Genomic DNA, 26314 nt, shown 5'->3' with positions numbered 1-26314 from the left:
CCGACCGCCCGTCCACCGCACCATGCAGGAGCGAGGGCAGGCCCCAACGCGCGAGCGGCGAGAGGTGACGAGGATCTACGAAGCGGGGCGGACCGTGTGCGCGGCCCGGCCCGCGGACCAGTCTAGAGCCGCACACCCTAAGTTCGATCCGGGTTAGGCACGGCACTGAGGCCCAATGGCAGTGTCGCAGCCCCTAGCAGTACGCCCGGTACAGCGTCGTCGCCGCTCCTCGCCCTTGGGCCTCAGCTCCGCACCTAACCCGGAACGAACTTAGGGTGTGCGGCATTAGTGAGGGGGTGCCAGATACGGGAATGTGTCCGAGAACGGGACGTCGTTCGCCGTCGGGTTGAGGACGCCGACCAAGGTCGTGATGTCCTGATTTGGGGCGCTCAGGTCGAGCATGAGCACCGCCAAGGTCACATCGATGACTGGATCCGTCAGCGCTCGCCCATTCGGGAAGGTGCCTTCCTGCTCGAGGTCGATCTTCAGGGTGTCCGGAACGATCAGCGGTTGGGCTTGGCCCATGCACATCGGCACGCTGCCCACGATGAGACCCGCGTCCATGACGTCGTCATCGAGGGCAGCGTGCAGGTCCAACATGACCCCAGTGATTTCGTTGAGCAACGTGAGAGAGCCGTCGTCAACCGGATTGGCGGCGTTGTACTCGTCTTTCAACGTGAGCAGAACGGTATTGACCGCCGGCATGCCCATGCGATCGACGCGGGTGTAGTCCTCCGCCGGATTGTCAGCATAGATGATCGGAACCGGCGGGTCGCCATCCCCATCGCCATCCCCGTCCCCGTCGCCAGAATCGGTCGTCTCGCTGTCCGTCCCTTCGCCGCCGGTGTCCGTCGTCCCGTCCTCTGCCGCGCAGTTCTCTGGTAGCGCAGTACAAAACGGCACCGTGCAGCCCCCAACCGCAAAGGCGCCCATCACCACCACCAGGCGCTCAGCCACCATCAAACGACTCGTACGCACCAGGGCAGATTATAGAAGCACCGGCCGCCCGTCCACCGCCCGATACCGTAACTCGGGCAGCTCTCAGTTCGCCAGCGTCTGGAGGCGGAGCCATCTCGGGTCGCGGCTCCGCGACCTGAGCTAGTGCGGCGCCGCCAGGTACGGGAACTCGGCCTCGAAGGGCACGTCGTTCTCCGTGGGGTTGAGGACGCCGACCAAAGTCGTCACCTCATGGACCGACAGGTCGAGCATGATGAGCCCCAACGTCACGTCCATGACTGGGTCTGTCAGCGTCCTTCCGTTCGGGAAGGTGCCGTCGTTCTCGAGGTCTATCTTCAGGGTATCCGGGAAGATCAGCCCGTCGGCCTGAAGCACGCACGCTACCCCGCCGCAAGGAGTGAGCAGGAACCCTGCGAGCTCATCGTCGAGCGCGGCGTGGAGGCCCAGCACGCTCGCAAAGATCTCGTTGCCGAACATGATATTGCCGTCGTCCGTCGTGTTTGCGGCGTTGTACGCGTCCTTCGACGTGATCAGCACCGTGTTGATGGCCGGCATCCCCATGCGATCGACCCGGGTGTAGTCCTCCGCCGCAGCGTCGGAATAGACGATCGGTTCCGGCGGGTCGCCGTCGCCATCCCCATCGCCATCGCCATCCCCATCACCCGAATCGGTCGTCTCGCTGCTGTCCGTCGTTTCGCCGCCGGTGTCCGTCGTCCCATCCTCTGCCGCGCAGTTTTCTGGCAGCGCAGTGCAAAACGGCACCGTGCAGCCCCCAACCGCGAAGGCGCCCAACACCATCAGCAGGCGCTCTGCCACCATCAAACCACTCGTACGCACCAAGGCAGACTATCGAAGCACCGACCACCCGTCTACCAGACCACGCCCTGGCGAGCGGAGCCCTCAGTAGTCAGCCGCGATCGTCGGGTGCAGCGCGACGGCCTGTTCGCGCAGCTGCGTCGCGCGAGCTTCGTCGCCGACCTGCGTGTACACGAGCGCCCCCACCCAGAATAGATCCGCCGACTTCCACGTGGTCGCCAGGGCCTGATCGATGATCTGCTGGGCCCCCGCGACATCGCCGACCCCCAGCCGCGCCTCGGCCAGCGAGATCTTCGCCGGCACCCCGGGTCGCAGGACATGGTTGGCCTCGGCGAGTTCGAGCGCGCGAGCGGCCGGTCCAAATTCGAGATAGTGGGAGAGCGCGTGTCCGTAGCTCGCCTCGGGAAACGCCTCGAGCTGCGCCTCGTACACGGCGGTCGCCTGCTCGACCAGCGCGCTCGCCCCCGCCTCGTCGCCCGCGGCCTGCAACAGCCCTGCCTTGGCATCCAAGAACTCGCCCTTGCCGGTCCGCTCGATGATCTTGGTGTAGAGCTCGAGCGCGAACTCGTCATACTGCTTCAGCGTGGCGATCTCGGCGATGTGCTCCTCGAGCAACCACCAGCCGCCGAGTAGATCGGTGCCGTCGCGGTAGTGCTCGAACGCGTCGTCGTAGCGACCACGGCCGAGATCGATCAGGCCAAGCTGGAGCTGGACCCACGCGCGGCCCTCGAGCGAGCTCGCCAGCATGTGCGCCTCGGCCTCGCGGTAGCGGGCTTCGGCCTCGTCGAGCTCACCGACACGCCAGTGCCACTGCGCGAGCTTGGCCAGCAGCGACGCGTTCTTGGGCGTGAGCGCCAGCGCGGCGTCGTAGAAGGCCCGCGCCTCGGGGTACTCGCCGCGCTCGAGGGCGACGTCGCCCCGCATGCCGGCGATGAACGCCCGGGTTGGATCGTCGACGATGGGTCGGGCCTCGACGGCGGCCAGGTCCGCTTCGATCAGCTCGGGCGGGGCGAGCCGATGCAGCGTGAAGTTGAGCGACGCCCGCGTCAGCATCGGGCCCGAGCCCTCGGTCGCGCGCTCGAACGCTTGGTTGAGGGCCGCCTGGGCTTTGGCGTAGTCGTCGTAGCTACCGCTGAGCCGCGCGCGGCTCATGTACAAGCCGGCGAGCTTTTCGAGCACCAACCACGAGTCGGTCTGCTTCGCCGCTCGCTCGGCGGTCGCGGTGATGTTCTTGTCGAGCTCCGCGAGCGCGGCGTCGAAGCTGCTCGCGTCGCGGTTGAAATTGAGGGCCTTCGAACCTTTGGGCGCTGGGCCGCCTGGATCGTGGGCGGTGGGCTTTGTGTCGGCTTCGGACGACGAGCGCGAACAAGCGAGCGAGAGCGCGGCAGCGAGCAAAATGGGTATGAAGGTGCGAGAGATCATCGAAGCAGCAAGGAGCGAGAGAAGACGAAGCAGGGGCTGAGCCATGTGTATGGCCCAGCCCCGTGAACACTGGCCGTGGGCCGCGAACTAGTGCGGCGGCGCCAGGTACGGGAAGTCGGCCTCGAAGGGCACGTCGTTCTCCGTGGGGTTGAGGACGCCGACCAAGGTCGTCACCTCATGGACCATCAGGTTGAGCATGATGAGCCCCAACGTCACGTCCATGACCGGATCCGTCAGCGCCCGCCCGTTCGGGAAGGTGTCGTCGTCGTCCAGGTCGATCTTCAGAGTGTCGGGGATGACCAGCGGACTGGCCTGGTTCAAGCACTGATTCGGGGCGCAGGGCGTAAGCATCACACCCAAAAGGTCATCGTCCAGCGCCGCGTGAAGACCGGTCAGACTCGCAATAACCTCCGGCCCGAAGTCCAAAGCGACGTCGTCCGTCGGGTTGGCAGCGTTGTACTCGTCCTTCGACATGATCAGCGCCGTGTTGACCGCCGGCATACCCATGCGATCGACGCGGGTGTAGTCCTCCACCGCGGCGTCGGAATAGACGATCGGATCCGGCGGATCCCCGTCCCCATCGCCAGTCGGATCCCCATCCCCATCCCCATCACCATCACCCGTGGTCGCCGGATCCCCATCACCGTCGCCGGTAGGGTCCCCATCACCATCACCGCTCGGGTCACCATCCCCGTCACCCGTGGTGTCGGTGGTCCCCTCTTCAGCGACGTCGTCGTTCTTGCACCCGCCGCCGAAGATCAGCGGAGTGACAAGCAGGCTGAGCATCAAGGTCTTGCTTGCGTATGACATGGCTTAGAGCCTCCCCGTGGTGGCCCAGATCTGAAGGGTCGTGCCCTCACCGGCAGCGGCGAGCGCGTCCATCTCGATCACGATCGAGGTCACGTTCGTACCCGCGAAGCTGTCGCGCGTTGGATCGAAGCTCAGGGTCCCGCTGTCCAAGGTCTCGAGGTAGCCTTGGAGGTCGAAGAAGAAGGGATCGTCGCGCGGCCCGGCGAAGATCTTCGTGCCGTTCCCGCCGTCGATCACCCCGTCGACCTCTCCGTTGGTGTCCGTATCCGCGGCACCCGGGACGTTGAGGCACTGGATCCCCCACAGGTCCTCCGCCATGTTGGTGCCAAACCGGCACCAGATGTCGATGTCGGCGATGTTGTCGCCATCGTTGTCGATGTGGATGCCGTAGAGCACCTGCGTATCGTAGGTCGGATCGGCGCCCGCCTCGGTCTTCCCCGCGAAGTTGACCACCGCGACCAACTTGTCATCGGGAGCCTCCCACGCGTAGAAATCCGTGATGTCCGCGGGGGGGTCCGCCTGCGTGCCGGGGGCCTCGGTGTGGTCGGCCGCCTGAACGCCGTCGTTGACGAGCAGCATCGCGGCCGCGAAGCCAAGCGCTGCGACCACCTTCAACTTCGGCTTCAGTTGATTTTCATGTCGAGTTTTTTTCATGTTTGTCTCCGAAGATACGTCATCGAGTGTAACGGCAATTCCGCGCTGCCACACCACTTCGTGATCGCCGATCTGCTGTGGCACCCACGTCATGGGTGTTGGGATCGCCACCCTCGGTGTCACGGCGCAACTGTTCCTTCGGCCACCCCAGTCCCGAAGCCGGTGCGGGACCGCGCGTAGACCCGAAAACAACCCGACAAAGCTCCGCCAAATGGCAAAGGGATCAGCGAGCCCCCAAACCCACGACTGCTAATGTTGTGGGGCACGATGCGAAGGCTACTCGATGCGTTTGGCCTGGGCCGCGGCGAGAGAGACCTCGCTCGGGTGGCGGCTCATCGCTACCGCGTTGTGGGGTCGCTCGGCCGCGTCATCGCAGCGGTGAGAACCCGCGAGCAGGCACGCGCGCCCGCGGCTTGCCAGCCTGCGGATCCGCCTCGGGTGCGTTGGCCAACACCACCCAGACCATATCCAAGCGATCAAACCGAACCGTGGGGACGACGTCGACCAGCTGCGCGTTGACCCGCCGATCCACGGAGATCACCCGCCCGACCGGGTGTCCCTTGGGAAACAGGTCGTCGACGCCAGAAGTCTGGATTACGTCGCCTTCGATCACCGGCTCATCACACGAGATGATCCGAACCTTGCAGTGATCCTCACCCGCGCCTTCGAGGATCCCGGGGCACCGGGTCCGCGCGACCTCGACGGCGATCTTGCTCTCGGGATCGGTGATCAGCATGACGTCGGAGTGCTGCGCGTGGGTTCGATTGATCCGCCCGACCACGCCGTCGGGCGCGAGCACGGCCATGTCGGGGCGCACGTAGTCGTCGCCGCGGTCGACGGAGATCTTGACGACCCGAAAGAACGGCGACTGCTCGACGCCAGTGACCGCGGCCGAGAGCAGATCTTCGGGGACCTGGTCGCGCATCTGTAGGGCCCGACGCAGCTGTCGGTTCTCTTCGCGGAGCTGCGCGAGCTCGACGAGCTGGCGCTTGAAGTCGCGGGTCTGCTCCTCGAGCGCCTGCTTCTCGTCGAGCATGCGAGCCTGGAACACCCAGCGCTCGAAGAAGCTGCCGACCCAGCGGGCCGAGTAGGTCACGCCAGCCTCGAGCGGCGCCCCGATCCGATGCACGGCCCGGTCGAAGCCGTTCATGTGATGCGGATCCGCGACCGTCGAGCGCAGCAGCAGCAGCGGGATGCCCAGAAGCAAGACGATGATCGCCCCGCTACGCACGTCACGAAGAGAAACAGCCACGGCTGCCCTACTCGATCGCCACTTCGCGCAGGATGTCGATCTCGTCGAGCGCGGCGCCAGAGCCCAAGACCACGGCGAACTCGGGCTCGTCGCACAAGAACACCGGCAGCCCGGTCTCGTCCGAGAGCAGCACGTCGAGGTTGCGCAGCTGGGCGGCGCCGCCGGTCAGCACGATGCCCTTGTCGACGATGTCGGCGCACAGCTCTGGCGGCGCGCGCTCGAGCACGACCCGCACGGCGTCGACGATCTGCGAGACCGGCTCGGACAGCGCCTCGCGGATCTCGTCGGAGTCGATCAGGACGGTCTTGGGGATGCCTGCGACCAAGTCGCGGCCTTTGACTTCCATGGTCATGACCACGTCGGTCGGCGCGGCCGTGCCGATCTCGATCTTGACCCGCTCGGCCGTGCGCTCGCCGATCAGCAGGTTGTACTTGCGCTTGATGTGCTGGACGATCGCCTCGTCCATCTTGTCGCCGCCCACGCGGACGCTCTTGCAAGCGACGATGCCCGCGAGCGAGATCACGGCGACCTCGGCCGTGCCGCCGCCGATGTCGACGACCATGTTGCCCCCGGGTTCGGTGATCGGCAGGCCTGCGCCGATCGCGGCGGCCATGGGCTCTTCGATCAAGAACACCTCGCGGGCACCGGCGGCCAGCGCCGAGTCACGGACCGCCCGCTTTTCGACCTCGGTGATGCCCGAGGGGACGCAGATGATGATGCGCGGCTTGACCAGGGTCTGGCGGTTGTGGGCCCGGTTGATGAAGTGCCGCATCATCGCCTCGGTGACCTCGAAGTCGGCGATCACGCCGTCTTTCATGGGCCGAATGGCGACGATGTTGCCCGGCGTACGGCCGAGCATTTCCTTGGCCTCTTTGCCGACCGCGAGCACCCGCTTGACGACCCCGCCCTGCTTCTGGACCGCGACGACGCTGGGCTCGTGCGCGACGATGCCCTTCCCCTTGACATAGATCAGGGTCGTGGCCGTCCCGAGATCGATGGCCATGTCGTTGGAGAAGAGGCCGTATACCCAGTCGAACAGCATGCGGGTGCACGTGGAGGGTCGAGGGACGCCTGACCGGCCCAGCCTGTTCCAAGGCTTCGTGGGTGGGTCTGGCGGTGAGCGTGAGCGACAAGCGCCGGAGCTCGCAACTGTCGTGAAATACACGCCAACACGAGAACGGGCAAGCCTTGGTTTGATCAGGGGGTGCCAGCGCAGACGGTGTCAGACCGCTCACCCACCGGAGTCAGCGCGATCTGCTCTACCCCCTCGTGGCGGGCCCCGAGGTGGGCTAGAGTTCGCCGCACCCATGCTTGGCCTCGAGCGCGGAAAAGGCGGCAACATCGTCGTCTGGTTGATCCTTGGCGTCCTCGCCTTAGCCTTCGGCTTCACCTTCGGGTTGCCGTCGGACCAGCTGTCCTTCGGGGAGTCTGGCTTGCTGAAGGTGCACGGTGAGAACGTCACGAAGGAAGACTTCGCGTACCAACGTCGGGCTATCTCGTGGGTGATCCCGCTGCCCGAAGGCGAGGAAGCCCAGAACATGGGCGTGCGCGAAGAGGTGCTCGAAGCTGTCATCGAGCGCCTCGTGCTCGTCCACGTTGGCGAAGAGCTCGGGCTTGGGGCTGAGCTGCGCGACGCGGAGCTCCTGACGAAGGACGGGTTCTTGATCGTCCTGGATCAAGATCGCCCGTGGCCGTGGGCCGACAAGGACGCCTTCGACTACGAGATGCTCAAGCGCGGGCTGATGCAGTTCAACGTGTCCGAGGCCCGCTACCTCGAGATCCAACGGCAAGAGCTGCTCGCTCGCCAGGTTCGAGATCTCATCGCGGCGTCGGTCACGGTGCCCGAGGCCGAGCTGTGGACCAAGTACGAGGCGGACAACAACCAGCTATCGCTGCGTTACGTGCGGTTCCCGGTCAGCGACTACTCCGAGATCGTCGATCCAACCGACGACGAGATCGACGCCTACATCGAAAAGAACGCCGACTCGCTGCAAGAGTCGTGGGAGACCAACCAAGCCCGGTTCTTGAAGCTCCCGGCCCAGGTCGATCTGCGCTTGATCAAGTTTGCCAAGCCGATCGCGCCGCCGCCCGGGTCCCCAGCCGAGATGGTCGCGGAGCACGAGGCCAAGCTCGAGGCCGCGCGCGCGGCCGTGGCCGCGGCACGCAGCCGCATCACCGAAGGTGGCGAGACCTTCGCGGCCGTCGCTCGTGAGCTGTCGATCGACGCGGACACGGCCCGCTCGGGTGGATACTACGGCTGGGCCCAGGTCACCGACTCGGGCAGCGGGCTCGAGCCGGTCATCGACCAGGCCGCGCAGACGCTCGAGGACGGCCAGGTCTCGGAGCTGATCGACGGCGAAGAAGGTCTGTACTTGGTCATGGTCGCCGGCCACCGCGAGGGTGACGTCCCCGAGGACATCGCCAAGCGCGAGCTCGCTACCAACGCGGTGCGCAGCGTTCGGGGCCGCGAGCTTGCCAAGCGCGCGGCCGAAGAGGCGCTGCTCGCCGTCACCTCTGGGACCGATCTCGACGAGCTGTTCTCGCCTGGCACCCCGGCGCTCGGCGGCCCCGGTGGGCTGCCCAACCTCGGCGGTGAGAACATCGAGGATCTCGGGCTCGGCCAGCCAAACGGCGCGCCCAAACGAACCATCGAAGAGACCGGGCTGTTCGCCAACGGCCAGTCGGTCCCGGGGATCGGCGCACAGCCAACGCTGACCAACAAGGCGTGGAACAGCGACCCCAAGGCGCCGATCCTCGATGAGGTGTTTGAAGTGCCGGGCGGGTTCGCCATCGCCGCGGTCGATGAGCGCCAGACGGCCACGCGCGAAGGCTTCGTCGAGGCCCGCAGCGAGCTCTACCGCGAGCTCGCAACCCAGCGCGCCAACGGTGTGATCAGCGGGTTCACCAAGAACCAATGCTTCCTTGGTAAGGCGCGCGTGGACATCCGCGTCAACGAGAACACGGTCAAAGCCCTGATGAACTACGGCGGCGAGACCCCCGCAGATGCCGACGGCGTCCCGCTGGTCCCCCCCTATCATGTGTGCGATCGCGTCGGCGACCGCGGCGGGCTGCTGCAGCTGGCCATGATGCTGCGCGGGCAAGGCAACGTCGGCGCACCACCGGGCTCCTGAACACTCACGGCTGACGAGAGACGGGGAGGCCCGCGATGGACGAGGGCACGCTCGATGGCAAGGATGACAGCAACCCGCCCTCGTCTGGTTTGTCGTCTGGGTTGTCGTCTGGCCTCGAGACGCTGCTGACGGACGGCGACGGCACCGCCCTCGCTGGCGACGGGGTCGACTACAGCGGAGATCCAAGCCGCATCGATCGCTTCGTGATCCTGCGCCGCGTTGGCGAGGGCGGCATGGGCGTGGTCTATGCCGCCTACGACAACGAGCTCGAGCGGCGCTTGGCGATCAAGCTCGTCCACGTGACGCGGGCCCGCGGCGACTCGCAAGCGCGGATCCGCCGAGAAGCCCAGGCGATGGCGCGGCTCTCGCATCCGAACGTCGTGCATGTCTACGAGGTCGGCGTGCACGAGGAGCAGGTGTTCGTCGCGATGGAGTTCGTGACCGGCCCGACCTTGGCCGAGTGGACCCGGGCCCAGCCGCCCGCGCCGACGCGGTGGCGGACTGTCCTCGATCGCTACATCGAGGCCGGGCGCGGGCTCGCGGCTGCCCACGCAGCGCACATCGTTCACCGCGACTTCAAGCCGGCCAACGCGATCGTGGGTGATGACGGGCGCGTGCGGGTGCTGGACTTTGGCATCGCGCGCGCGCCCGAACCCAAGCTCGCCGCGGACGCGAGCCAGAGCACCGCCAACTCTGGACGGACGGGGGTCGAGGCGCAGCAGTTGGAGCTCGACGTGACCGCGGCCGCAGCCCGCAGCCGCGACCACAGCGGCGGACATGACGAGTTCATCGATCCACTGTCGACGCCGCTGACCTTGACCGGCGCGCTGATCGGCACGCCGGCGTACATGTCACCCGAGCAATTCGAGCACGGGCCCGTCGACGCGCGCAGCGATCAATTCAGCTTCTGCGTCGCGCTCTACGAGGCCCTGTACGGCGAGCGCCCGTTCCCCGGCGACAACCCGGCGGCCTTGATGTTGAGCGTGATCACCGGCCAGCTGCGGCCGATCCCGTCGCGCTCGGACGTCCCTGGCTGGGTGCGAGAAGTCGTGGTGCGCGGCCTCTCGGTCAAGCCTGGCGCGCGCTGGCCCACAATGGATCAGCTGCTGACCGCGCTCAGCCGCGACCCCCAAGCCCGGCGGCGACGACGGCGGCGCAAGACGGCCTTCATCTCGGTCAGCTTGCTCGCGATCTTCGGCCTTGGCGCGTTCGCCAGCGACCAGATGCGCAGCGCCGTCGCGTCCGAGCGCGCGCGCGATGAGGCCCGACGCGAAGAGGCGCTCGCCCACGCCCAACAGGTCCAGGCCCAAGCCGAGCGTGATCTGGCGCTGATCGACGCGACCGCCAGCGCAGTGCGAGCCCGCGACACCGCTCGGGTCCTGGCCGCGCGTGGACTCGAGCGCGAGCCCGACGTCGCCGCGGCGTTGCTGCGCGACGTCGAGCACGCAGCCACGACACCTGGGTGGGCCTCGGCGGTCGTCAACACCCTCCAACATCCGTTGAGCGAGCGGGTGCTGCGTGGACACACCGACCGTGTCGTCTTCATCGACGTCGCGAGCACGGGCGACTGGGTCGCGTCGGCGAGCTTCGACGGGACCGCGCGGCTGTGGCCGACCAACGGCGGACCGCCCACGGTGCTGCAACACCCGGCCAAGGTCGTCTCGGTAACCTTCGACCGCCAGGGCCAGCGCGTGGTCACGGCCTGCGGCGACGGCACGGCGCGGGTCTGGCAGGTCCCCAAGCCGCCAACCACCCACGCGCCAGCGCCAGCGCCAGAACCCTTGGTGCTGAAGGGGCACGAGTCGGTCCTGTGGTCGGCCCGCTTCTCCCCCGACGGCAGCAAGGTCGTCAGCAGCTCGCGCGACGGCACGGCGCGGATTTGGTCACTCGACGCCCCCGATGACTCCACGGTCTACCGCGTCGGCAAGTCGATCGTGTGGTGGTCGGAGTTCTCGCCCGACGGCCGCTGGATCGTCGCAGCGTCGGGCGACAACAAGGCCAGGGTGTGGTCGGTCGACGAGCCAGCGCGGCCGCCGATGATCTTGGAGGGTCACACCGACAGGGTCGGCGACGTGCACTTCAATGGTCGGATGAGCCTGATCGTCACGACATCGGACGACAACACCGCTCGCGTCTATCGCTTCAACCCCAGCGCGACCGGCCCGCTGCAGGCCCACGCGATCCTGCAGCACGACGCCGCTGTGTCCCGGGCCCGGTTCTCGCCCGAGAGCCTGCGCGTGGTCACGGTCTCGCACGACGAGACCGCGAAGCTGTGGACCTTCGACGACAGCGGGGAGCTAACTGGACCCCCGCAAGTCTTCGCGACCAAGGCCGGCTCGGTCTGGAGCGCCGACTTCAGCCCCGACGGACGGTTTCTCGCCCTGGGGATGCGGCCCGGCCTCGTCCAAGTCTGGCCGCTCGAAGGTGGCCCCCCGCTGCGGCTCGCCGGTCACTCCACGGAGGTGTTTCGGGTCCGCTACTCGCCGGACGGGACCCGGCTGTACTCGGGGTCGAGCGACGGCACCGTGCGGGTGTGGAACACCAACTGGCAGCACGTCGCGCGCGGCTTGGACGGGCACCAAGACGACATCTCGACGCTCGCTCGCCACGGCAAGGTGCTGGTCAGTGGCTCGCTAGACGGCACGGTGCGGGTGTGGCCGGTCACCGATCCCGGCCCGGCGCCAGCCGTGAGCCAGCGCCCCGCCGCGCTCGAAGGTCACAGCGGGCGCGTGGTCGTGAGCCTCGACGCGTTCCCTCGCCTGCTGGCCACCGCAGACGACACCCACGAGCAGGTGCGACTGTGGCGGATCACCGGCACATGGGTGCTCGACCCCGAGCGGCCCGCGGCGACCCTGCTCACCCACGCTGGCCCGATCCGCGTGCTCGCGCTCGACGGCCAGGGCGAGCTGCTGGGCGCGTCGACCCTCGACGGCACGGTCCTCGTCTGGCCGGTTGGTTCGTACGCCACGCCCGCCCCCGCTGGTTCGAGCCCGCCGCCAGCCCCGTCCGCCCTGCGGCTTGGCCAACACCCACACCGCAGCGCGATGGCATCGATGACCACGGTCGAATTCTCGCCCGACGGCCAGACCTTGGCGTCGGCGGGCGGCGACAGCCTGATCAACCTGTGGGACCGCGAATCCCTGCTGCAGGCGACGTCGGGCGGACCCGCAGCCGATCCAACCCAGCTGGTCGGCCACACCAACCGCATCAATTACCTGCGCTTCTCACCGGATGGCGGCCGGCTCGCGTCCGTGGACATCGACTGCATGCTGCGGGTGTGGACCGTCGCAGAGCCCGACGCGGCGCCGCTCGTGCTCGAGCACCCCTACCAGATCAACGGGGTTGAGTTCGATCCCGAAGGCAGGCGCTTGATCACCGCTGGCAGCGACGCCCACACCTATCTGTGGGATCTCGACAATCCCGGCGAGCCGGTGGTGCTCTCAGGCGCCGCCGCCGAGGTCAGGGACGTCGAGTTCAGCCCCGATGGTCAGCTGATCGCGGCGGTCTCCCTCGATGGCATGCTGCGCCTGTGGCCGACCCAGGGCGGCGACCCGATCGTGCTCGACGCCGGCTTCCAGCTCAACCTGGTCACGTTCGCCGACGCAGGCCGACGCGTCGCCGTGGCCGGGTTTGCCACCCAGCTGCCGCTGTGGTCGCTGGGCGACTCGCTCGACCCAGGCAACCTGCAGGCCCGCGTGATGCAAGCCACGCAGGTGTGCCTGAGCCCCGAGCAGCGCATGCGCTTCGTCGGAGAGTCGCCCGAAGCCGCAACCCAGGCGAACGCGGCGTGCAGCGTCCGTTGGCTCGACGACCTGTGATCTCGCGCCGCGGCTTCCGAGGCCAGGGTAGACTTCGAGCATGACTTGGCTCGAGTTCACAAAACCCTCACTGACATTCGCGCTGCTGCTTGGCCCGCTGGCTTCACTTGGCTGCGCCGACGACTCGAGCCCCGCCGACTCGGGCGGCGCCGACACGACTGAGTCCGCCGGCGATGGCGATGGCGATGGCGATGGCGATGGCGATGGCGACCCGGGCGACGGTGACGGCGACTCCGGCGATGGTGACGGCGACGGCGACTCCGGCGATGGCGACGGTGACACGGGCGACGGCGACGGTGACTCCGGCGACGGCGATGGCGACTCGGGTGACGGCGACGGCGACGGCGACGGTGACACGGGCGACGGCGACGGCGACGGCGACCCAGGTTGCTCCGCGATGGACGCCGCCAACGGCCCCGAAGAGTGCTTCAACCCACGCGGATGGTTCTGGGACGGCACCGTCTGCGATCAGATCCTGTGCACCTGTGAAGGTAGCGACTGCAACGCCCTGTACCGGGACGAGCCCAGCTGCCAAGCTGCCTACGCGGAGTGCACCGAGCCCCCGCCCGAGTGCGCTCCGGAGCAGGCCCTCGGCGTGGGTCTGTGCGATCAGTTCTTCGGCTGGGCTTGGGATGGGGCCATGTGCGTGGCGGTCAACGGCTGCGAGTGCGAAGGCCCAGATTGCGAGAGCCTGCCGCTCGAGCTCGACGACTGCCAAGCCGCCCACCTCGGCTGCTGAGACCGTTCTCACCCTCCAAGCTTGCAGCCCCTGCCGATTCCGTGGAGAACCACGCCATGCGACACGTTGCCCTGACCCTCGTCAGCCTCACCGCCCTGACCGTTGCCTGCGGCGACAGCGGCGCGGACGGTGACACCACGCTCGGCACCGAAGAGGGCGTCACCACGATCGACGGCAGCGGCACCGGTGACGAGCTCCCCACGGGCGACGGCGACGGTGACCCCGGCGACGGTGACGGTGACGCGTGCACCAACCCCTGCGGCGACGACTGCTGCGCTGCGGACGAAGCCTGCGACCCAAACACGCTCGAGTGTGTGCTCGACTGCGGCGACACCGATCCATGCGGCGTCGCGCCCGGTGAGTGCTGCGGAGACGGCCAGATCTGCTACGTCGGCCAATGCGTGATCCCGGGTGGCCCCTGCTCCGAGCTTGGCTGCGCGACCCAGACCGAGTCCGACTGTGCCGAAGGTGAGATCTGCGACGGCGACCTGGGCCTGTGTGTGCCCAACCTGGCCGACGAGACCTGCACCTTCATGCCCGAGCCTGGCGTGTTCGATCCAGTCCCGCGCTGGTCGTGGGGGGTTCGCAAGCCTCGCAACTGCATGATCGACAGCGACTGCCAGAAAGAAGAGATCTGCGACAACGGCGGCTGCGCGGTGACCTGGCCCCACCACGTCCCGCAGCCCGACGACTACCCCCAGCACCATCAGGTCATGGCCTCGCCGATGGTCGCGGACCTCGACGGCGACTGCATCCCCGAGGTCATCTTCAACAGCTACGAGCCCAGCAGCTGGACCAACAACGGTGTGCTGCGGGCGGTCCACGGTGACACTGGCGAGAAGCTGTGGTCACTCGGCGATCCAGCCTGGCGCAGCGACGGCACGGCGATCCCTGCGATCGGCGACATCGACTACGACGGCGATCTCGAGATCGTGAACGTCAGCGCCGACCAACACCTCCAACTCATCGATCACGAGGGCAACCCGATCTGGAAGACCGCCAACGTGCTCGCGGCCAACCTCGTGTCGGGGGCGCCCGCGCTCGCCAACTTCGATCTGTCCGGCGACGCCGAGATCGCCCACGGCCGCGAGATCTACGCCAGCGACGGCAGCTTGCTGTGGGCTGGCAACGGCGGGCTGGGGACCAACAGCTCCTACGCGACGCTCTCGTGCGTGGCCGACCTCGACGGTGATCTTCGCCCCGAGCTGATCGGCGGCGGCACGGCCTACACCTTCACCGGCACGGTCGGCGTCGACTTTACTGGCTCGACGATGTGGCAGAGCGGCGGCGACGGCTACTGTGGCGTCGCCGACTTTCAGCTCGATGGGATCCCCGAGGTCGTCGTCGTGCGCGGCGGCAACATCGTGATCCTCGACGGCCCAACCGGCGCGCAACTGGCCACGTTCTCGATTCCGGGTGGCGGCAGCGGCGGGGCCCCCAACATCGCCGACTTCGACGGCGACGGGTTCCCGGACATCGGCTCTGCGGGCGGCTCACGCTACGTGGTCGTGCAGTTCGACGGGGTCAACACGATGACCAAGCTGTGGGACGCCGTCACCAAGGACGTGTCCTCGAACCGGACCGGCTCATCGGTGTTCGACTTTGACGGCGACGGGCGCAGCGAGGTCATCTACGCCGACGAGTGGTACCTGCGGATCTACCCTGGCGTCGAGCCGGACTGCGCCCTCGACCCGGCCGGCCCCAACTGCGATCAGAACATGACCGACGCCGAGATCCTGTTCATCGACATCACCTCGTCGGGCACCCGGGTCGAGTACCCGGTCGTCGCCGACGTCGACGGCGACTTCAAGGCCGAGCTGGTGGTCTCGACCAACAACAACTTCGATCAGGGCAACATTGGCGACGCAGGGATCGAGGTATTCGAGGATCGTCTGGACAACTGGGTGGGGACCCTGCCGATCTGGAATCAGCACACCTATCACATCACCAACGTGAACGCGGCGGGCCAGATCCCCGTGGTCGAGCCCAACAACTGGGAATTCCCCATGTCCAAGCCCTACAACTCGTACCGCCGCAACAGCCAAGGCGGCGTCGACGGCTGCGCGCCGGATCTGGTCGCCCAGGACCTCCAGGCCGTTGGGATGTGCATCGACGAGCTGGGGGTGTCGGTGCGGATCTGCAATCAGGGCTGCCTTGGCGTCGGGCCTGGGGTTGACGTGACCTTCAGTGAGACCAACGCGGGCGTGCTTGGGACCGTGCAAACCACTCAGGCGATCCCGGCCGGCGGCTGCGTGAAGGTTGGGCTCAGCGTCCCGCTGCCTGGCGCCGCGCCCTTCGAGGTCAGCGTGTCAGTCGACGACGACGGCATGGGCGGCAACGACTTCAACGAGTGCATCGAGGACAACAACGACTTCGGGCCCGTCGAGCTGTGCCCAACGATCGGCTGACGCCGCGCCGCGCCAAGCTCAGGTCCACCGGGTCGACGGCTGCGCTGGGACCTCGCGGACGCGAGCGAGCAGCTGCCAAGCCTTGGCGACGCTCCCGTCAAACTCGCTCGAGCGCAGCTCGATGAGCTCGAGCACCGGCTCGACCGCTTCGACGAGATCACGCGCCGAGCGGCGCGGGGGCCCTTGCTCGCGCGCGGGCCCTTCGGTGCTGCCAACGAGGCTCAGCCATTCACCGCCCGGCCCCAGGCTGTCCGCCACGCGCTGGGCAAACCGAGCTCGATCCGCCGCGTCGGTTCACCGAGGGCAGCGTTCGTTGCGGCATGCCGCAGCATATCTAATCTAACGATCAACATCAGCGGGGGAGCCCAACCTGGCCCGACAAGCCGGGCACAGGTGGGAGACCGGGGTTCAGCCTGCGACGCCAGCGACCTTGTTGAAGGTGGTCTGGGTCTGCCAGAACGAAACGAGGGCCAGCGGGCCCAGCAGCGAGAACAGGAACAACATCGAGGCCGTGTGCTCGCCGTTGCTCAGCTTCTCGACGCCCTGATAGAACTTCCAAATGAAGAGGAACTGGGCGATGGGGATGAACACGAGGATGAAGCTGGGCAGCTCGACGCCGCGTTGCTTCATCTCTTCGGAGCATTTGTACATCCAGATGATGCCGTAGATGCCGAAGGTGACGAAGGAGAGGATGAGGACGGAGATGGGGCTCTTCTCGAACATGCTTGGTTCCTGTCGGTGGGAGTCGGGATTCTGCTTGGCCCAGCGCCTCGCAAATCCTCCGACAATCGAGCGGCGAGCATGACTGGGCCGCTCACGCATGGCAAGAGGAACCAGAGGGGTCCGAGCGGGCACACTCGAGCGCTCGAGCGCGGCATCGCGCTCGCCACATCCTGGCCCTCCCGCCCTGGCCCGGGCCGCTAAACCTCGTTCAGGTCTCGCCGTCGCCGATCCAGCGGGGGACCTGTGGCGGCTGATACTCGGAGATCTTATCGAGCAGGCTCTCGATACGGTCGTCGACGATCAGCATTCGCCGGTGGGCCGCGATCACGAACCCGTCATCGACCATGCGCTCGACCATCGCCAACAGCGGGGCCCAGTAGCCCCCGACATCGAGCAGGCAGACCGGTTTGCGATGAAAGCCCAGCATCGCCCAGGTCCACACCTCAAACAGCTCCTCGAGCGTGCCGAGGCCGCCAGGCAAGGCGACGAAGCCGTCACACAGCTCGGCCATCATCGCCTTGCGCTCGTGCATGCCCGCGACCACGTGCAGCTGCGTCAGCCCCTGGTGTCCGGGCTCGCGCGCTTGTAGGGCTTTGGGCAGCACACCGATCACCTCGGCTCCGGCCTCGAGCGCCGCGTTGGCGACCGCCCCCATCAGCCCGACGTTTCCGCCGCCAAACACCAAGCCCAGACCCCGGCCCGCGAGCGCCTGGCCAAACTGCTTGGCGGCCTGGGCATACGCTGGGGAGACTCCGGCGGCCGAACCACAGAACACGCAGATTCGCTGCATGGGCGTTGCATAGCACGCGGGAGCACGAGGGCCGGCTCGCCGCGCTCATCCCTCGCTCTAGCTAGCTCGACAGGGGTGGCCCCCTGAAAGAGGGCCTCGCCCAACGAGGTGTCAGGTATCAGGCAGCGGCCTGCTCGGCGACCGGTGCGACTGCTGGGGCGACCTCGGCGACCGCGGGCGGCGGCAGCTCGTACTGGGCGATCAGATCCTCGCGCGCCGCCGGCCGCAGGGTCTCCCACATGAAGTCATGGACATCGAGCAGGTCACGCGGCTCGAACCCCGCTTCGGTGAGCTCGTCGCGGACGACGTTGGCCACGTGCAGGTAGCGAACGTAGCTCTTGTAGCGCGGCCGTGACTCGGCGCTGAAGCTTGGCAGCAGCAGCTTGGCCTGCTTGCTGAACACGCTTGGCCGCACACACACGTGCTCGCCCGCCTCGAGCAACCCCCGCAACGACGTGACGACTGGCCAGGTCCCGGCATCACCGAGCTGCCGCACGAGGTGGTTGAAGCGGCGATCCGCGTCATCGTTGTCTTGCTCGCAGGTGATCCACTCGTAGACGGCCGTCGTCAGCTCGCGGGACGGCGAGAGCTTGCGCAGCTTTTTCACGTGCGCGCCCGGGACCAAGTTGGTGGCTTCGGCCACCGCGATCATGCGATCGAGGATCTGCGCATGATCACCGGCTTTGACCAGCGGGGCGAGCTGCGCCGCGCTGAGCTGGTGCGCGTCACTGATCGCCGGATCGCGATGCCGCTTGAGCCGCTTGAGCGCCTTGCGAACCCCAACACCGCGACATTTTGCCATCCACGCATCACCATAAAAACCCTTGGGGTAGCTGCGCCGAAACAGCAAGATCTGGTCGCGCAGCGTTGGCAGCCGGGTCGCCTCTGTCACACCATCGGCGCGGGCGAGTCGGGCCAAACGCCGAACCGCCTTGGCGCTGCCGTCACCCGGCGCCTCGGCGGTCTCGAACAGGTGATAGAATCCCTGCTTGAACACTCGCATTTTACCATCGGAGAACTGATAGCCGCGCTTGCCGTCCTGCTCCCACAACAACGCGGCCACGCCCCAGTGTTTGCGGCTCTGATGACGAACCAATTGGACTTCGGAGCCAGCGGGTGTATGAGGAGGTTGATGGGTGGTGGGTTGCATGCGATGTTCTCCTTGCAGTGCGAAGGCGCGATGATTCGCGCATTGGCTGATTGACGGGCGCCCGAGTGGCACCCAGCGATGACTAGCGACCTAGCTAGCGTAGTAACGGGCCAAGAAGCCCGGTCGGAGCGTATCGACCGGAAGCGCGGGGCGCCTCCACGGGACACGAACTCATACAACCTAACATGATTTGCACGCCAGCGCAAATTTGTATTGACGTGCTCGCTCGACTGCTATCGAAACAGGTCGCCAGTTTGTACCAATCCAGCGCTACACGAATGTGCTGACGCCGGGGTGTGTCTCGAGCCAGACCGCCTCGCGGGCGCCGAGCATCTGCGTACCGTCGAGCGCGACAAACTCACCGCGCGCCGCAAAGCCTGCGACAAATTCCAGCCGCTCGAGATCCAGCACGGCTGCGAGCCCACCCATCCACTCGCGCTCGTGTTGGTGGCGCAACACCTCGACGCGTTGGCCGCCAGTCCGGTCGAGCTCGCCTTGCTCGTCGCGGAGCTGCAGCGCGATGAACTCGCCGTGGGGGTCGCCGCGCTGCTGGAGCAGATCGGCGTAGACCTTTCGCTGCCGCCGCTCGGATGGGGTCACGGCGATCCGGGCGAGCAGCTCGACGCCCGGATCCAAGCGAGGGGTCGCCAGCGCGAGACGGCGCCTGTTCTGCGCTGCGGCGAAGCTCCTCGCCGGCTTGCTCACCACATTCGTGACGTCGAGCATCGCCAACCAAGCCGCGCCGTCAGGATCCAAGCGCAGCGCGCAGACCTGGGCCAGCGCCTGCTGGTCCGCAAGCATGGCGTCGAGCGAGGATCGTTCGATCGGATCCGACGCGGCAGCTCGAAGTGCGAGGGTCGTCTCGTGGTACGCGGGATCGAGGTGACGCAGCATCGCCAGGCTGCGCGTCAACTCGTGGGGCAACTGAGCGCGCAGCCGCATCGCCACTGAAGCCAGGCGAGGATCCGGCCCGCGCTCGCACAGCGCCTCGAGCCCGGGCACCAGCAGCGACGCGCGCCGCGGAAGCTTCTCGAGCAGGCGCCCGAGCTCCACACAGTCGGCGTCGCGGGTCCGCGCAAACCAGGAGGCTTCGTCGGTCACGGGCGGCCTGCGCTGGGCCGCCCGGTGCGAGACAATGTCGATCTGATCGGCGATCGCCCGATCGCGCACGGCAACCCACGCGGTCAGCAGGCGCGCGAGCGCGGCCTCGTCGTCCCCGGCGCAGACCGCCGCGTGGGCGCGCCTGAGGTTCACCTGCGCCACGGCCTGCGCGAGCTTGGCGTTGCTCATGACGCCGCGGGTTCGATCGGCGGCGCGTAGACCCCGTTCTCGAACGCGCCGCGCTTGGGCCCGACCGGCGGGCTCTCGAACGCGATCCGCCGCAGCCACGACCAGGTGTAGATGCCGTCGTCGTGACCGTCGCCAAACTTCACGCCAAGCGCGTACGCGCCAACCTCCCACAGCCCGGCGATCGTGGTGGTCGCTGGCGATCCCAGGTAGGCGATCCGGGTCGAGTGGCCCTGACAGCCCGCGCACGGACACCAGCTACGCAAGTACGGGACCGGGTAGGTCGAAGCGACGCCGTCGGACCAGGTGATCGTCAGGGTGTTGTCGCTGGGGCTGTGAGCCACATCGGTCGGGCGGGCCATCGCTGCAGGTTACAGCGGGGGGACGCCGGGATCGACCGGCTGCCGCATCACGTGACCGCCAACGCGAACCTCGTAGGCGTGGGTGCCCTCGTGCTGGGCGACCGCGACCGATATCCGAAGCTCGGCGTCACCAAGCTGAGGATCGGAGCGCGTCGCTAGCTCGACGCCCAGCACCTGATCTTCTTCGTCGAGGCTGGTGACCGCGGCCCAACTGTCGAGCAGCACGGTGCCCGCGTCGACTGGGAAGATCACCGTCCACGCCGTGTCGTCGCGGGCGCCACGAGGACTCGGGGGGTTCAGGCGCAAGCCCTGGGCGCTCGGCACCGCGACCTTGGTGATCGCCTTACCCTGCAGATCAAAGCGCCCGCGCGCCGCGAGCGTCGGCAGGTCGACAAGCAGCCCGCGCGCGCCGTTGGCCTCGAACACGACCTCGCTCGCGACAGGCACGGGCGCGTCCAGACTCCACGCGCACACCTCGTTTGGCTGGATGGCGAGGCACGCGACCGTGGCCGAGAGGGTGGCCACCAGCGCGCCCGTGCTGTCGAGGAAGCGCGCGTGCATGCTGACATCGCCGAGCGCGGCCGCGCTGGGGTTGCGCAACAGCCCGGTCGCCACGAAGTCACCATGGTCGAACACCGACGCGTGGACCTCGTGCTCGAGCTCTACCCGTGCAAACGGGTCGTAGAGCTCCTCGACCCCCTCGAGCCCGCTGAGGTGGACCGGCTCGAATGTTGGTACCGCGAGGTTGATCTCGTCGAGTTGAAACGGCGCCGGCTTGCTCGGTGCTTGGCTGTCCCCCGCCGCGATCGCCACCCCGATCGTCGCGCCGACCCCCGCGAGGATCCACATGACCGCGCGATTGTCCGAACCCGCAACCGGGACCGCGCTGACCCCCGCGCGGCGGATCGGCACACGCAATGGCGGACGAAACTCGATCTCGCAGCCGCGGCATCGGTACACACCAAGCGGGTCTGGCTGGCCCTCGTCGTCGACCCCACACAGCGGGCACGCGCGCGAGAGCGACTGCATCGCCGCGATTGTACCCGGTCACCGGCCCCAGCTGGCCCGCATCGCCCGGAGCCGCTCGACCTCGGTCGGAGACGGCCAACCGTGGGGGGTGCAGCCGTCGAGCTCGATGGTCTGTTGCTGCATGACCGCCGCGGGCCCGCCGGCCTCCGGGCAGCGTTGGTGGGGCATCCCGAGCAGGTGCCCAACCTCGTGGTTGATCATGTACAGGTGATAGCCCTCCACGTCGTCGCCCCAGGTCGGCGTGCCCTCGCGCCAGCGCGTGAGGTTGAGGGCAGCCCGGCCCTTGCGGCCACACGAGAGCACGCCCCCCGTCCGCAGCGGCGCGCACAGAAGATCGATGGTGCTGGGCCGCGCGAGCAACACGCTAAAGCGCGCGTTGGACTCGACCCGCACGAACTCGCGACCGATCCCTTGCCACCCGCGCGGATCTGCGAGCACCTCGTCGACTGTACGCAGCCAGTCGGGGAGCTCCGACTCGAGCCCGACCTCGAGCAACACCCGATAGCCAATCGCGTGGCGTTGGCGCGCCTGCGCGGGCGTGACCGATGGCCGCGCGGGATCACGCAGCACCCAGAATTTCGCCCCCAGGATGTCCTCTTGCGCAGCCTGGAGCGCTTGTTCGGGCTCGACCACGAACAGCGCGCGGGCACTCAACAACCATTGCAACAACCACAAATTCAACGACACTGGGTGGCGATCATACACGCCGCCCCCACCGCGCGGCTACCCGCGTAACATCGGGGCCAGCTGCGCGAACCCCATCCGCGTTCCATGCCCACGTTCAAGCTCATCTCTGCTGCCACCTGCCCCTTCGTCCAGCGCTCGGCGATCACGCTCGAGCACAAGCAGGTGCCCTACGAGATCGAGTTCATCGACCTCGACGACAAGCCCCAGTGGTTTCTGGATCTGTCGCCGCTCGGCAAGGTCCCCGTGCTGGTGGTGCAAGAAGACGAGCGCGCGATCGTGCTGTTCGAGTCTGCGGTCATCAACGAGTACCTGGACGAGATCACCCCAGACTCGCTGCTGCCCGCCGACCCGCTGGTGCGGGCGCGCCACCGGGCGATGATCGAGTTTGCTTCGGCGATGGTCGCCGACTCGTGGCGGATGGGCACCGCGAGCACGCGAGAGGCAGCGATCGAGCACGCGCAGGCGCTACATGGCAAGCTCGCGCGGGTCGAAGCCGAGCTGGTCGGGCCGTTCTTCACCGGCGACAAGTTGTCGCTGGTCGACACCGCCACGATCCCCGTGCTCCTGCGCACGTTTTGGACCGTGGAGATCGTCCCGGAGCTGGCGGTGTTCGAGGGACTGCCCAAGGTCCGCGCGTGGCATGCAGCCGCGCTCGAGCTCGAGTCCGTGAAGCGCTCGGCGGTCCCAAACTTGCGTGAGCTGTATCGGGCCTACCTCGGCGACCGGGCAGACTCCTGGGTTGGCTCGCAGCTCGGCTCGTCGTGACGCCTTCGCCCGGCAGGCGCCGCGCGATTAGATCTCCAAGTCGCGCAGACGCGAACCACGGAAACTGTCCGATCGCCGCGTAACGCCGCCTGCGCCGGCTTGACACCGATCCGTCGCCGCGGACAGGCTGCGGCGTCTCTCATGCGCGCCCGCAAGCCCACGAACTCCCGACCCGACCCGATCCTCGTGCTCGACCTCGGCAGCGCCTCGGTGCGCGCCGCGTTGATCGTCGATGGTCGGCCGCAGGTGCTCACGTTCCCCGCCGAGGGTGGGCGAATCCCGACGATCGTGGGCTTCGACACCAGCCGCGTGCACCAACCCAAAGACCAGCTCGTGCTTGGTGACGTCGCCCGCCGGCTGGCGATCACCGAGCCCCGGACCCAAGTGTTTGGGGCGTTGCGGCTCGCGGGTCGCCGCCATGAGCTCGCGGAGCTGGACGACGATCGCTGGCGGCAGGTCGCGGTCGAGCGCGGCCCCGGTGGCGACGTGCACTTTCGCCTGGCCGGCGAGGCGTGGCCGGTGCCGCGGGTGCTTGGGGCCCTGGCCCAGTCGATCATCGAGCAGGTTCAGCGCGCTCATGACCTCGTGATCGAGCGCGCGGTCGTGTCGATCGCCCCCGGCAGCAGCGACGCGCGCCGACGCGCGCTCGTTCACGCGCTCCGCGTCGCCGGGCTCGAGCAGGTCGAGCTGGTTCACGGGACCACCGCGGCGGCCCTGGCCTGGGCGACCCTCGAGCGCGAGGGCGCAGCCGCACTGGGCATTCGCGGGCTCGAGACCGCGCTCATGGGTCGCGCCGGGCCGTCTCTCGTCGCTGGACGCGACGACGACGACGCGAACGAAGCTGACGAAAAAGCTGACGACGAAAGCGACGAGAGCGACGACGAAAACGACGCCAACTCTGGCGAGGCCAACGCAGACGAGCCCGGCGACGCAGACGAGGCCGACGACGCAGACGACGGCAGCAGCGAAGCCGACGAAACCCGCGAGCAGACCGTGCTGCTGTTGGACCTCGGCGCCAGCAGCTTCGACGCCGCGCTCGCGCGACTCGACGACGGCAACGTCGAGATCTTCGCGTCCCGCAGCCGCGCGGACCTCGGCGGTGACGACATCGACGAGCGCATCGTCAACTGGCTGCTCGGCCAGTTCGAAGACGCCAACGAGGTCGACTTGTCGGGCGACGCCACGGTCCGCGCCCGGATGCGCGACGTGGCGGAGAAGGCCAAGCGAGCGCTGAGCGACGACGAGCAGCACCAGATCCGCCTGCCCTTCGTGTGGGCCGACGCGAGCGGGCCCAAGCACTTGTTCGTGACCCTCGAGCGGAGCCGCTTCGAGCGCTTGATCCACGATCTGGTCGAGGCCACCGCCGCGCTCGCGCAGGCGCTGCTCGAGGACGCCGGCCAAGATCCCGACGAGCTCGACGCGGTCGTGCTCGTCGGCGGCAGCGCCCGGGTCCCCGTCATTCAGGATCGGATCGAGGCGCTGCTCGGCCGGGTGCCCGAGACCGAGCTGGCGACCGCCGCCCTCGACGATGACTTCGTCGTGCGCGGACTCGCGCTCGAGGCCCACCGTCGCAACCAACGGCGCCCGCAGACCCGGGTCGTCGACATCGCCAGCCGCGAGCTGTGGCTGACCCTCGGCGGCACCACGCGGCGCTTGATCGACCGCGGCACACCAACCCCCGTGGTCCGCAGCATCCCGCTGGTCGAGTTCGACGAAGAAGGTCGCGCGCTGCTCGAGCTCCACGAGGCCGACGACGATGAGCGCGCGCTCGCCCTGCGGGTGCTCGTTGACGGCTACAGCGGCAGCCGCAAGCAGGCCAAGCTCCACATCGAGCTCGACGCCGCTGGCTGCATCGGCCTGCGCGTCGATCATCCCAGCTTGTCGCTGACGCTGAGCGAGCGCGTGGGCCTGAGCCCGCGGGCGCTCGCGCGACTGCGGCTCGAGGCGCGGACGCGGGCCAAGCTCGCGGCGGCGCGGGATCGCAGCGATCGCCTGCGCCAGCGCGTGGCCAAGCTCGCCAAGATCAACGAGGCGTGGCTGGCCAACCTCAACGCCGGGGTTGACGATCTGCTGCGGACCAGCTTGGTCACGTGGGGCAAGGACACCGAGGCCGCGCTCGAGCAGGGCGACGAAGAGCTGCTGCCGTTGGCGCTCGAGGCCTTCGCTGGGCTGATCGAGGCGCTGCCGACCAAGCTGCGCGCGCAGCTCGATGATGACGCGGTGGCGATCGAGCCCAGCGAGTCCGGCGACGAGGCCAGCGAGGACGAGGCCGCGGAAGCCGACGAGTTCGCCGACCTCGACGACGGCGAGGATGACTATGGCAGCAACGATCGGGTCGCGCCGCTCGAGCTGCGCCGCGCCGATGAGCCCGAGCCCGACGAGGTGGAGGACGACGAGCTCGCGGAGGTGGAGAACGCAGACAGCACGGAAGCCACGGCCGACGCCGACGCCGACGCCACCGAGGAGACAACGGCCGACGACGCGGCGACCGAGGCGACCGAGGCGACCGAGGCGGACGTCGACGCCGAGGACCCGACGGCCGAAACGGACGCCGACGCCCTCGAGCCCGACGACACCGCTTCCGAAACGGGAGCCGACGCCGACGAGCCCGTGCCCGACGACACCGCTGCCGTAGCGGACGCCGACGCCGACGAGCCCGTGCCCGACGACATCGCTGCCGAAGCGGACGCCGACGCCGACGCCGACGACACCGCCGCCGAAACGGACGCCGACGCCCCCGAGCCCGACGACACCGCTGCCGAAACGGACGCCGACGCCGACGAGCCCGACGACACCGCTGCCGACGCCGACGCCGACGAGCCCGAGCCCGACGACATCGCTGCCGAAGCGGACGCCGTCGCCGACGAGCCCGACGACATCGCTGCGGACGCCGACGCCGACGAGCCCGACGACACCGCTGCCGAAACGGACGTCGACGCCTCCGAGCCCGACGACACCGCTGCCGAAACGGACGCCGACGCCCTCGAGCCCGAGCCTGACGACACCGCTGCCGACGCCGACGAGCCCGACGACATCGCTGCCGAAGCGGACGCCGACGCCCCCGAGCCCGAGCCCGAGCCCGACGACGCTGAACCCGAGGCTGAGGCCGACGACGCGACCCCCAGCACCCACGAAGTCGAGGCGGAGGCCGACGGCTCCGATGACTCGAACCCCGGCGCCAACGAAGCCGAGAATGAGGCTGAGGCCAACGACTCGAACCCCGACGACGACGCTGCCGAGGTAGACGCCGACGAGCTAGACACGGACATCGCCGCCAGCGAAGCCGGGGCCGGAGACGCTGACGCGGATGTGAGCACCAAAGAGCCGGAGCCCGCCGCCATCGACTCGGAGCCCGACGCGAGCGACCCCGCCGCCATCGACTCGGAGCCCGACGCGAGCGAGCTCGAGCCCGAGTCCGCCGCCATCGACTCGGAGCCCGACGCGAGCGACCCCGCCCCCGAGCCCGCCGCGAGCGACCTCGACCCCGAGTCCGCCGCCATCGACTCGGAGCCCG

At 68.1% G+C, this 26314-nt stretch carries 21 protein-coding genes; 6 read left to right on the top strand and 15 right to left on the bottom strand.

What is annotated here, in order from left to right; genetic code table 11:
- Positions 1-285 precede the first annotated feature (285 nt).
- The 7 genes from DB30_RS23325 to DB30_RS23295 all read right to left on the bottom strand — a co-directional run bounded on the left by DB30_RS23325 (position 286) and on the right by DB30_RS23295 (position 6953).
- Positions 286-978: a DUF4331 family protein gene (locus DB30_RS23325; RefSeq protein WP_146660263.1), complete on the bottom strand. Its 693-nt coding sequence runs from the start codon at positions 976-978 to the stop codon at positions 286-288.
- Positions 979-1098: 120 nt separating this feature from the next.
- A complete protein-coding gene (locus DB30_RS23320) occupies positions 1099-1776 on the bottom strand; it encodes a DUF4331 family protein (protein WP_052552705.1) in 678 nt (225 codons plus the stop codon).
- An 81-nt stretch (positions 1777-1857) separates the two neighbouring features.
- A complete protein-coding gene (locus DB30_RS23315) occupies positions 1858-3195 on the bottom strand; it encodes a tetratricopeptide repeat protein (protein ID WP_165703913.1) in 1338 nt (445 codons plus the stop codon).
- Between the two features lie 87 nt (positions 3196-3282).
- Positions 3283-4005, bottom strand: a complete 723-nt coding sequence (locus DB30_RS41615; protein ID WP_052552700.1) for a DUF4331 family protein — start codon at positions 4003-4005, stop codon at positions 3283-3285.
- 3 nt (positions 4006-4008) lie between these two features.
- Positions 4009-4614, bottom strand: a complete 606-nt coding sequence (locus tag DB30_RS23305; RefSeq protein WP_240480308.1) for a DUF4331 family protein — start codon at positions 4612-4614, stop codon at positions 4009-4011.
- 412 nt (positions 4615-5026) lie between these two features.
- Positions 5027-5911: a rod shape-determining protein MreC gene (gene mreC, locus DB30_RS23300; protein WP_146660257.1), complete on the bottom strand. Its 885-nt coding sequence runs from the start codon at positions 5909-5911 to the stop codon at positions 5027-5029.
- 7 nt (positions 5912-5918) lie between these two features.
- Complete coding sequence (locus DB30_RS23295) at positions 5919-6953, bottom strand: rod shape-determining protein (RefSeq protein WP_052552694.1); 1035 nt, start codon at positions 6951-6953, stop codon at positions 5919-5921.
- 265 nt (positions 6954-7218) lie between these two features.
- On the opposite strand from DB30_RS23295, the gene DB30_RS23290 reads away from it, so the two are divergent.
- The 4 genes from DB30_RS23290 to DB30_RS23275 are packed head-to-tail and all read left to right on the top strand — an operon-like array spanning position 7219 to position 16007.
- On the top strand, positions 7219-9042 hold the full coding sequence (locus DB30_RS23290; protein ID WP_052552692.1) for a peptidylprolyl isomerase: 1824 nt from the start codon (positions 7219-7221) through the stop codon (positions 9040-9042).
- 35 nt (positions 9043-9077) lie between these two features.
- Complete coding sequence (locus DB30_RS23285; protein ID WP_052552689.1) at positions 9078-12860, top strand: WD40 repeat domain-containing serine/threonine protein kinase; 3783 nt, start codon at positions 9078-9080, stop codon at positions 12858-12860.
- Positions 12861-12900: 40 nt separating this feature from the next.
- Positions 12901-13599 carry a hypothetical protein gene (locus DB30_RS41610; RefSeq protein WP_052552687.1) on the top strand — a complete coding sequence of 233 codons (699 nt, stop codon included), beginning with the start codon at positions 12901-12903 and terminating at the stop codon, positions 13597-13599.
- Between the two features lie 56 nt (positions 13600-13655).
- Complete coding sequence (locus DB30_RS23275) at positions 13656-16007, top strand: FG-GAP-like repeat-containing protein (protein WP_146660253.1); 2352 nt, start codon at positions 13656-13658, stop codon at positions 16005-16007.
- An 18-nt stretch (positions 16008-16025) separates the two neighbouring features.
- Here DB30_RS23275 and DB30_RS23270 read toward each other — a convergent pair whose 3' ends face one another.
- The 8 genes from DB30_RS23270 to DB30_RS23235 form a co-directional block, all read right to left on the bottom strand.
- Positions 16026-16265 (bottom strand): hypothetical protein, encoded by a 240-nt coding sequence (locus tag DB30_RS23270; RefSeq protein ID WP_052552683.1) that lies wholly within the window; start codon positions 16263-16265, stop codon positions 16026-16028.
- A 150-nt stretch (positions 16266-16415) separates the two neighbouring features.
- Positions 16416-16730, bottom strand: coding sequence for a DUF4234 domain-containing protein (locus DB30_RS23265; RefSeq protein WP_052552681.1), 315 nt, complete (start codon positions 16728-16730; stop codon positions 16416-16418).
- A gap of 208 nt (positions 16731-16938) precedes the next feature.
- Positions 16939-17520, bottom strand: a complete 582-nt coding sequence (locus tag DB30_RS23260) for an LOG family protein (protein ID WP_052552678.1) — start codon at positions 17518-17520, stop codon at positions 16939-16941.
- A gap of 118 nt (positions 17521-17638) precedes the next feature.
- The gene (locus tag DB30_RS23255; RefSeq protein WP_052552676.1) at positions 17639-18583 is read right to left on the bottom strand and encodes a hypothetical protein; all 945 of its coding nucleotides are present in this window, start codon (positions 18581-18583) and stop codon (positions 17639-17641) included.
- Positions 18584-18940: 357 nt separating this feature from the next.
- Positions 18941-19960, bottom strand: a complete 1020-nt coding sequence (locus DB30_RS23250; RefSeq protein ID WP_052552675.1) for a TIGR02996 domain-containing protein — start codon at positions 19958-19960, stop codon at positions 18941-18943.
- The gene (locus DB30_RS23245) at positions 19957-20319 is read right to left on the bottom strand and encodes a DUF971 domain-containing protein (protein ID WP_052552673.1); all 363 of its coding nucleotides are present in this window, start codon (positions 20317-20319) and stop codon (positions 19957-19959) included. Before DB30_RS23245 ends, DB30_RS23250 begins: the two co-directional genes overlap by 4 nt.
- Positions 20320-20328: 9 nt before the next feature.
- The gene (locus DB30_RS23240; protein WP_052552671.1) at positions 20329-21348 is read right to left on the bottom strand and encodes a hypothetical protein; all 1020 of its coding nucleotides are present in this window, start codon (positions 21346-21348) and stop codon (positions 20329-20331) included.
- A gap of 18 nt (positions 21349-21366) precedes the next feature.
- Positions 21367-22035 (bottom strand): DUF3152 domain-containing protein, encoded by a 669-nt coding sequence (locus DB30_RS23235; protein ID WP_165703912.1) that lies wholly within the window; start codon positions 22033-22035, stop codon positions 21367-21369.
- A gap of 84 nt (positions 22036-22119) precedes the next feature.
- Between DB30_RS23235 and DB30_RS23230 the strand changes: the two genes are divergently transcribed.
- Together DB30_RS23230 and DB30_RS23225 are read left to right on the top strand one after the other, a co-directional pair.
- Positions 22120-22800: a glutathione S-transferase family protein gene (locus DB30_RS23230; protein ID WP_052552666.1), complete on the top strand. Its 681-nt coding sequence runs from the start codon at positions 22120-22122 to the stop codon at positions 22798-22800.
- Between the two features lie 141 nt (positions 22801-22941).
- Positions 22942-26314 (top strand): Hsp70 family protein (locus DB30_RS23225; RefSeq protein WP_153258392.1); only part of this gene is annotated, 3373 nt, incomplete at its 3' end.

The sequence above is a fragment of the Enhygromyxa salina genome, assembly GCF_000737335.2.
In the GTDB taxonomy this organism is placed as follows: Bacteria; Myxococcota_A; Polyangia; order Nannocystales; family Nannocystaceae; genus Plesiocystis; species Plesiocystis salina_C.
This window is presented reverse-complemented; position numbering and strand designations above follow the sequence as displayed.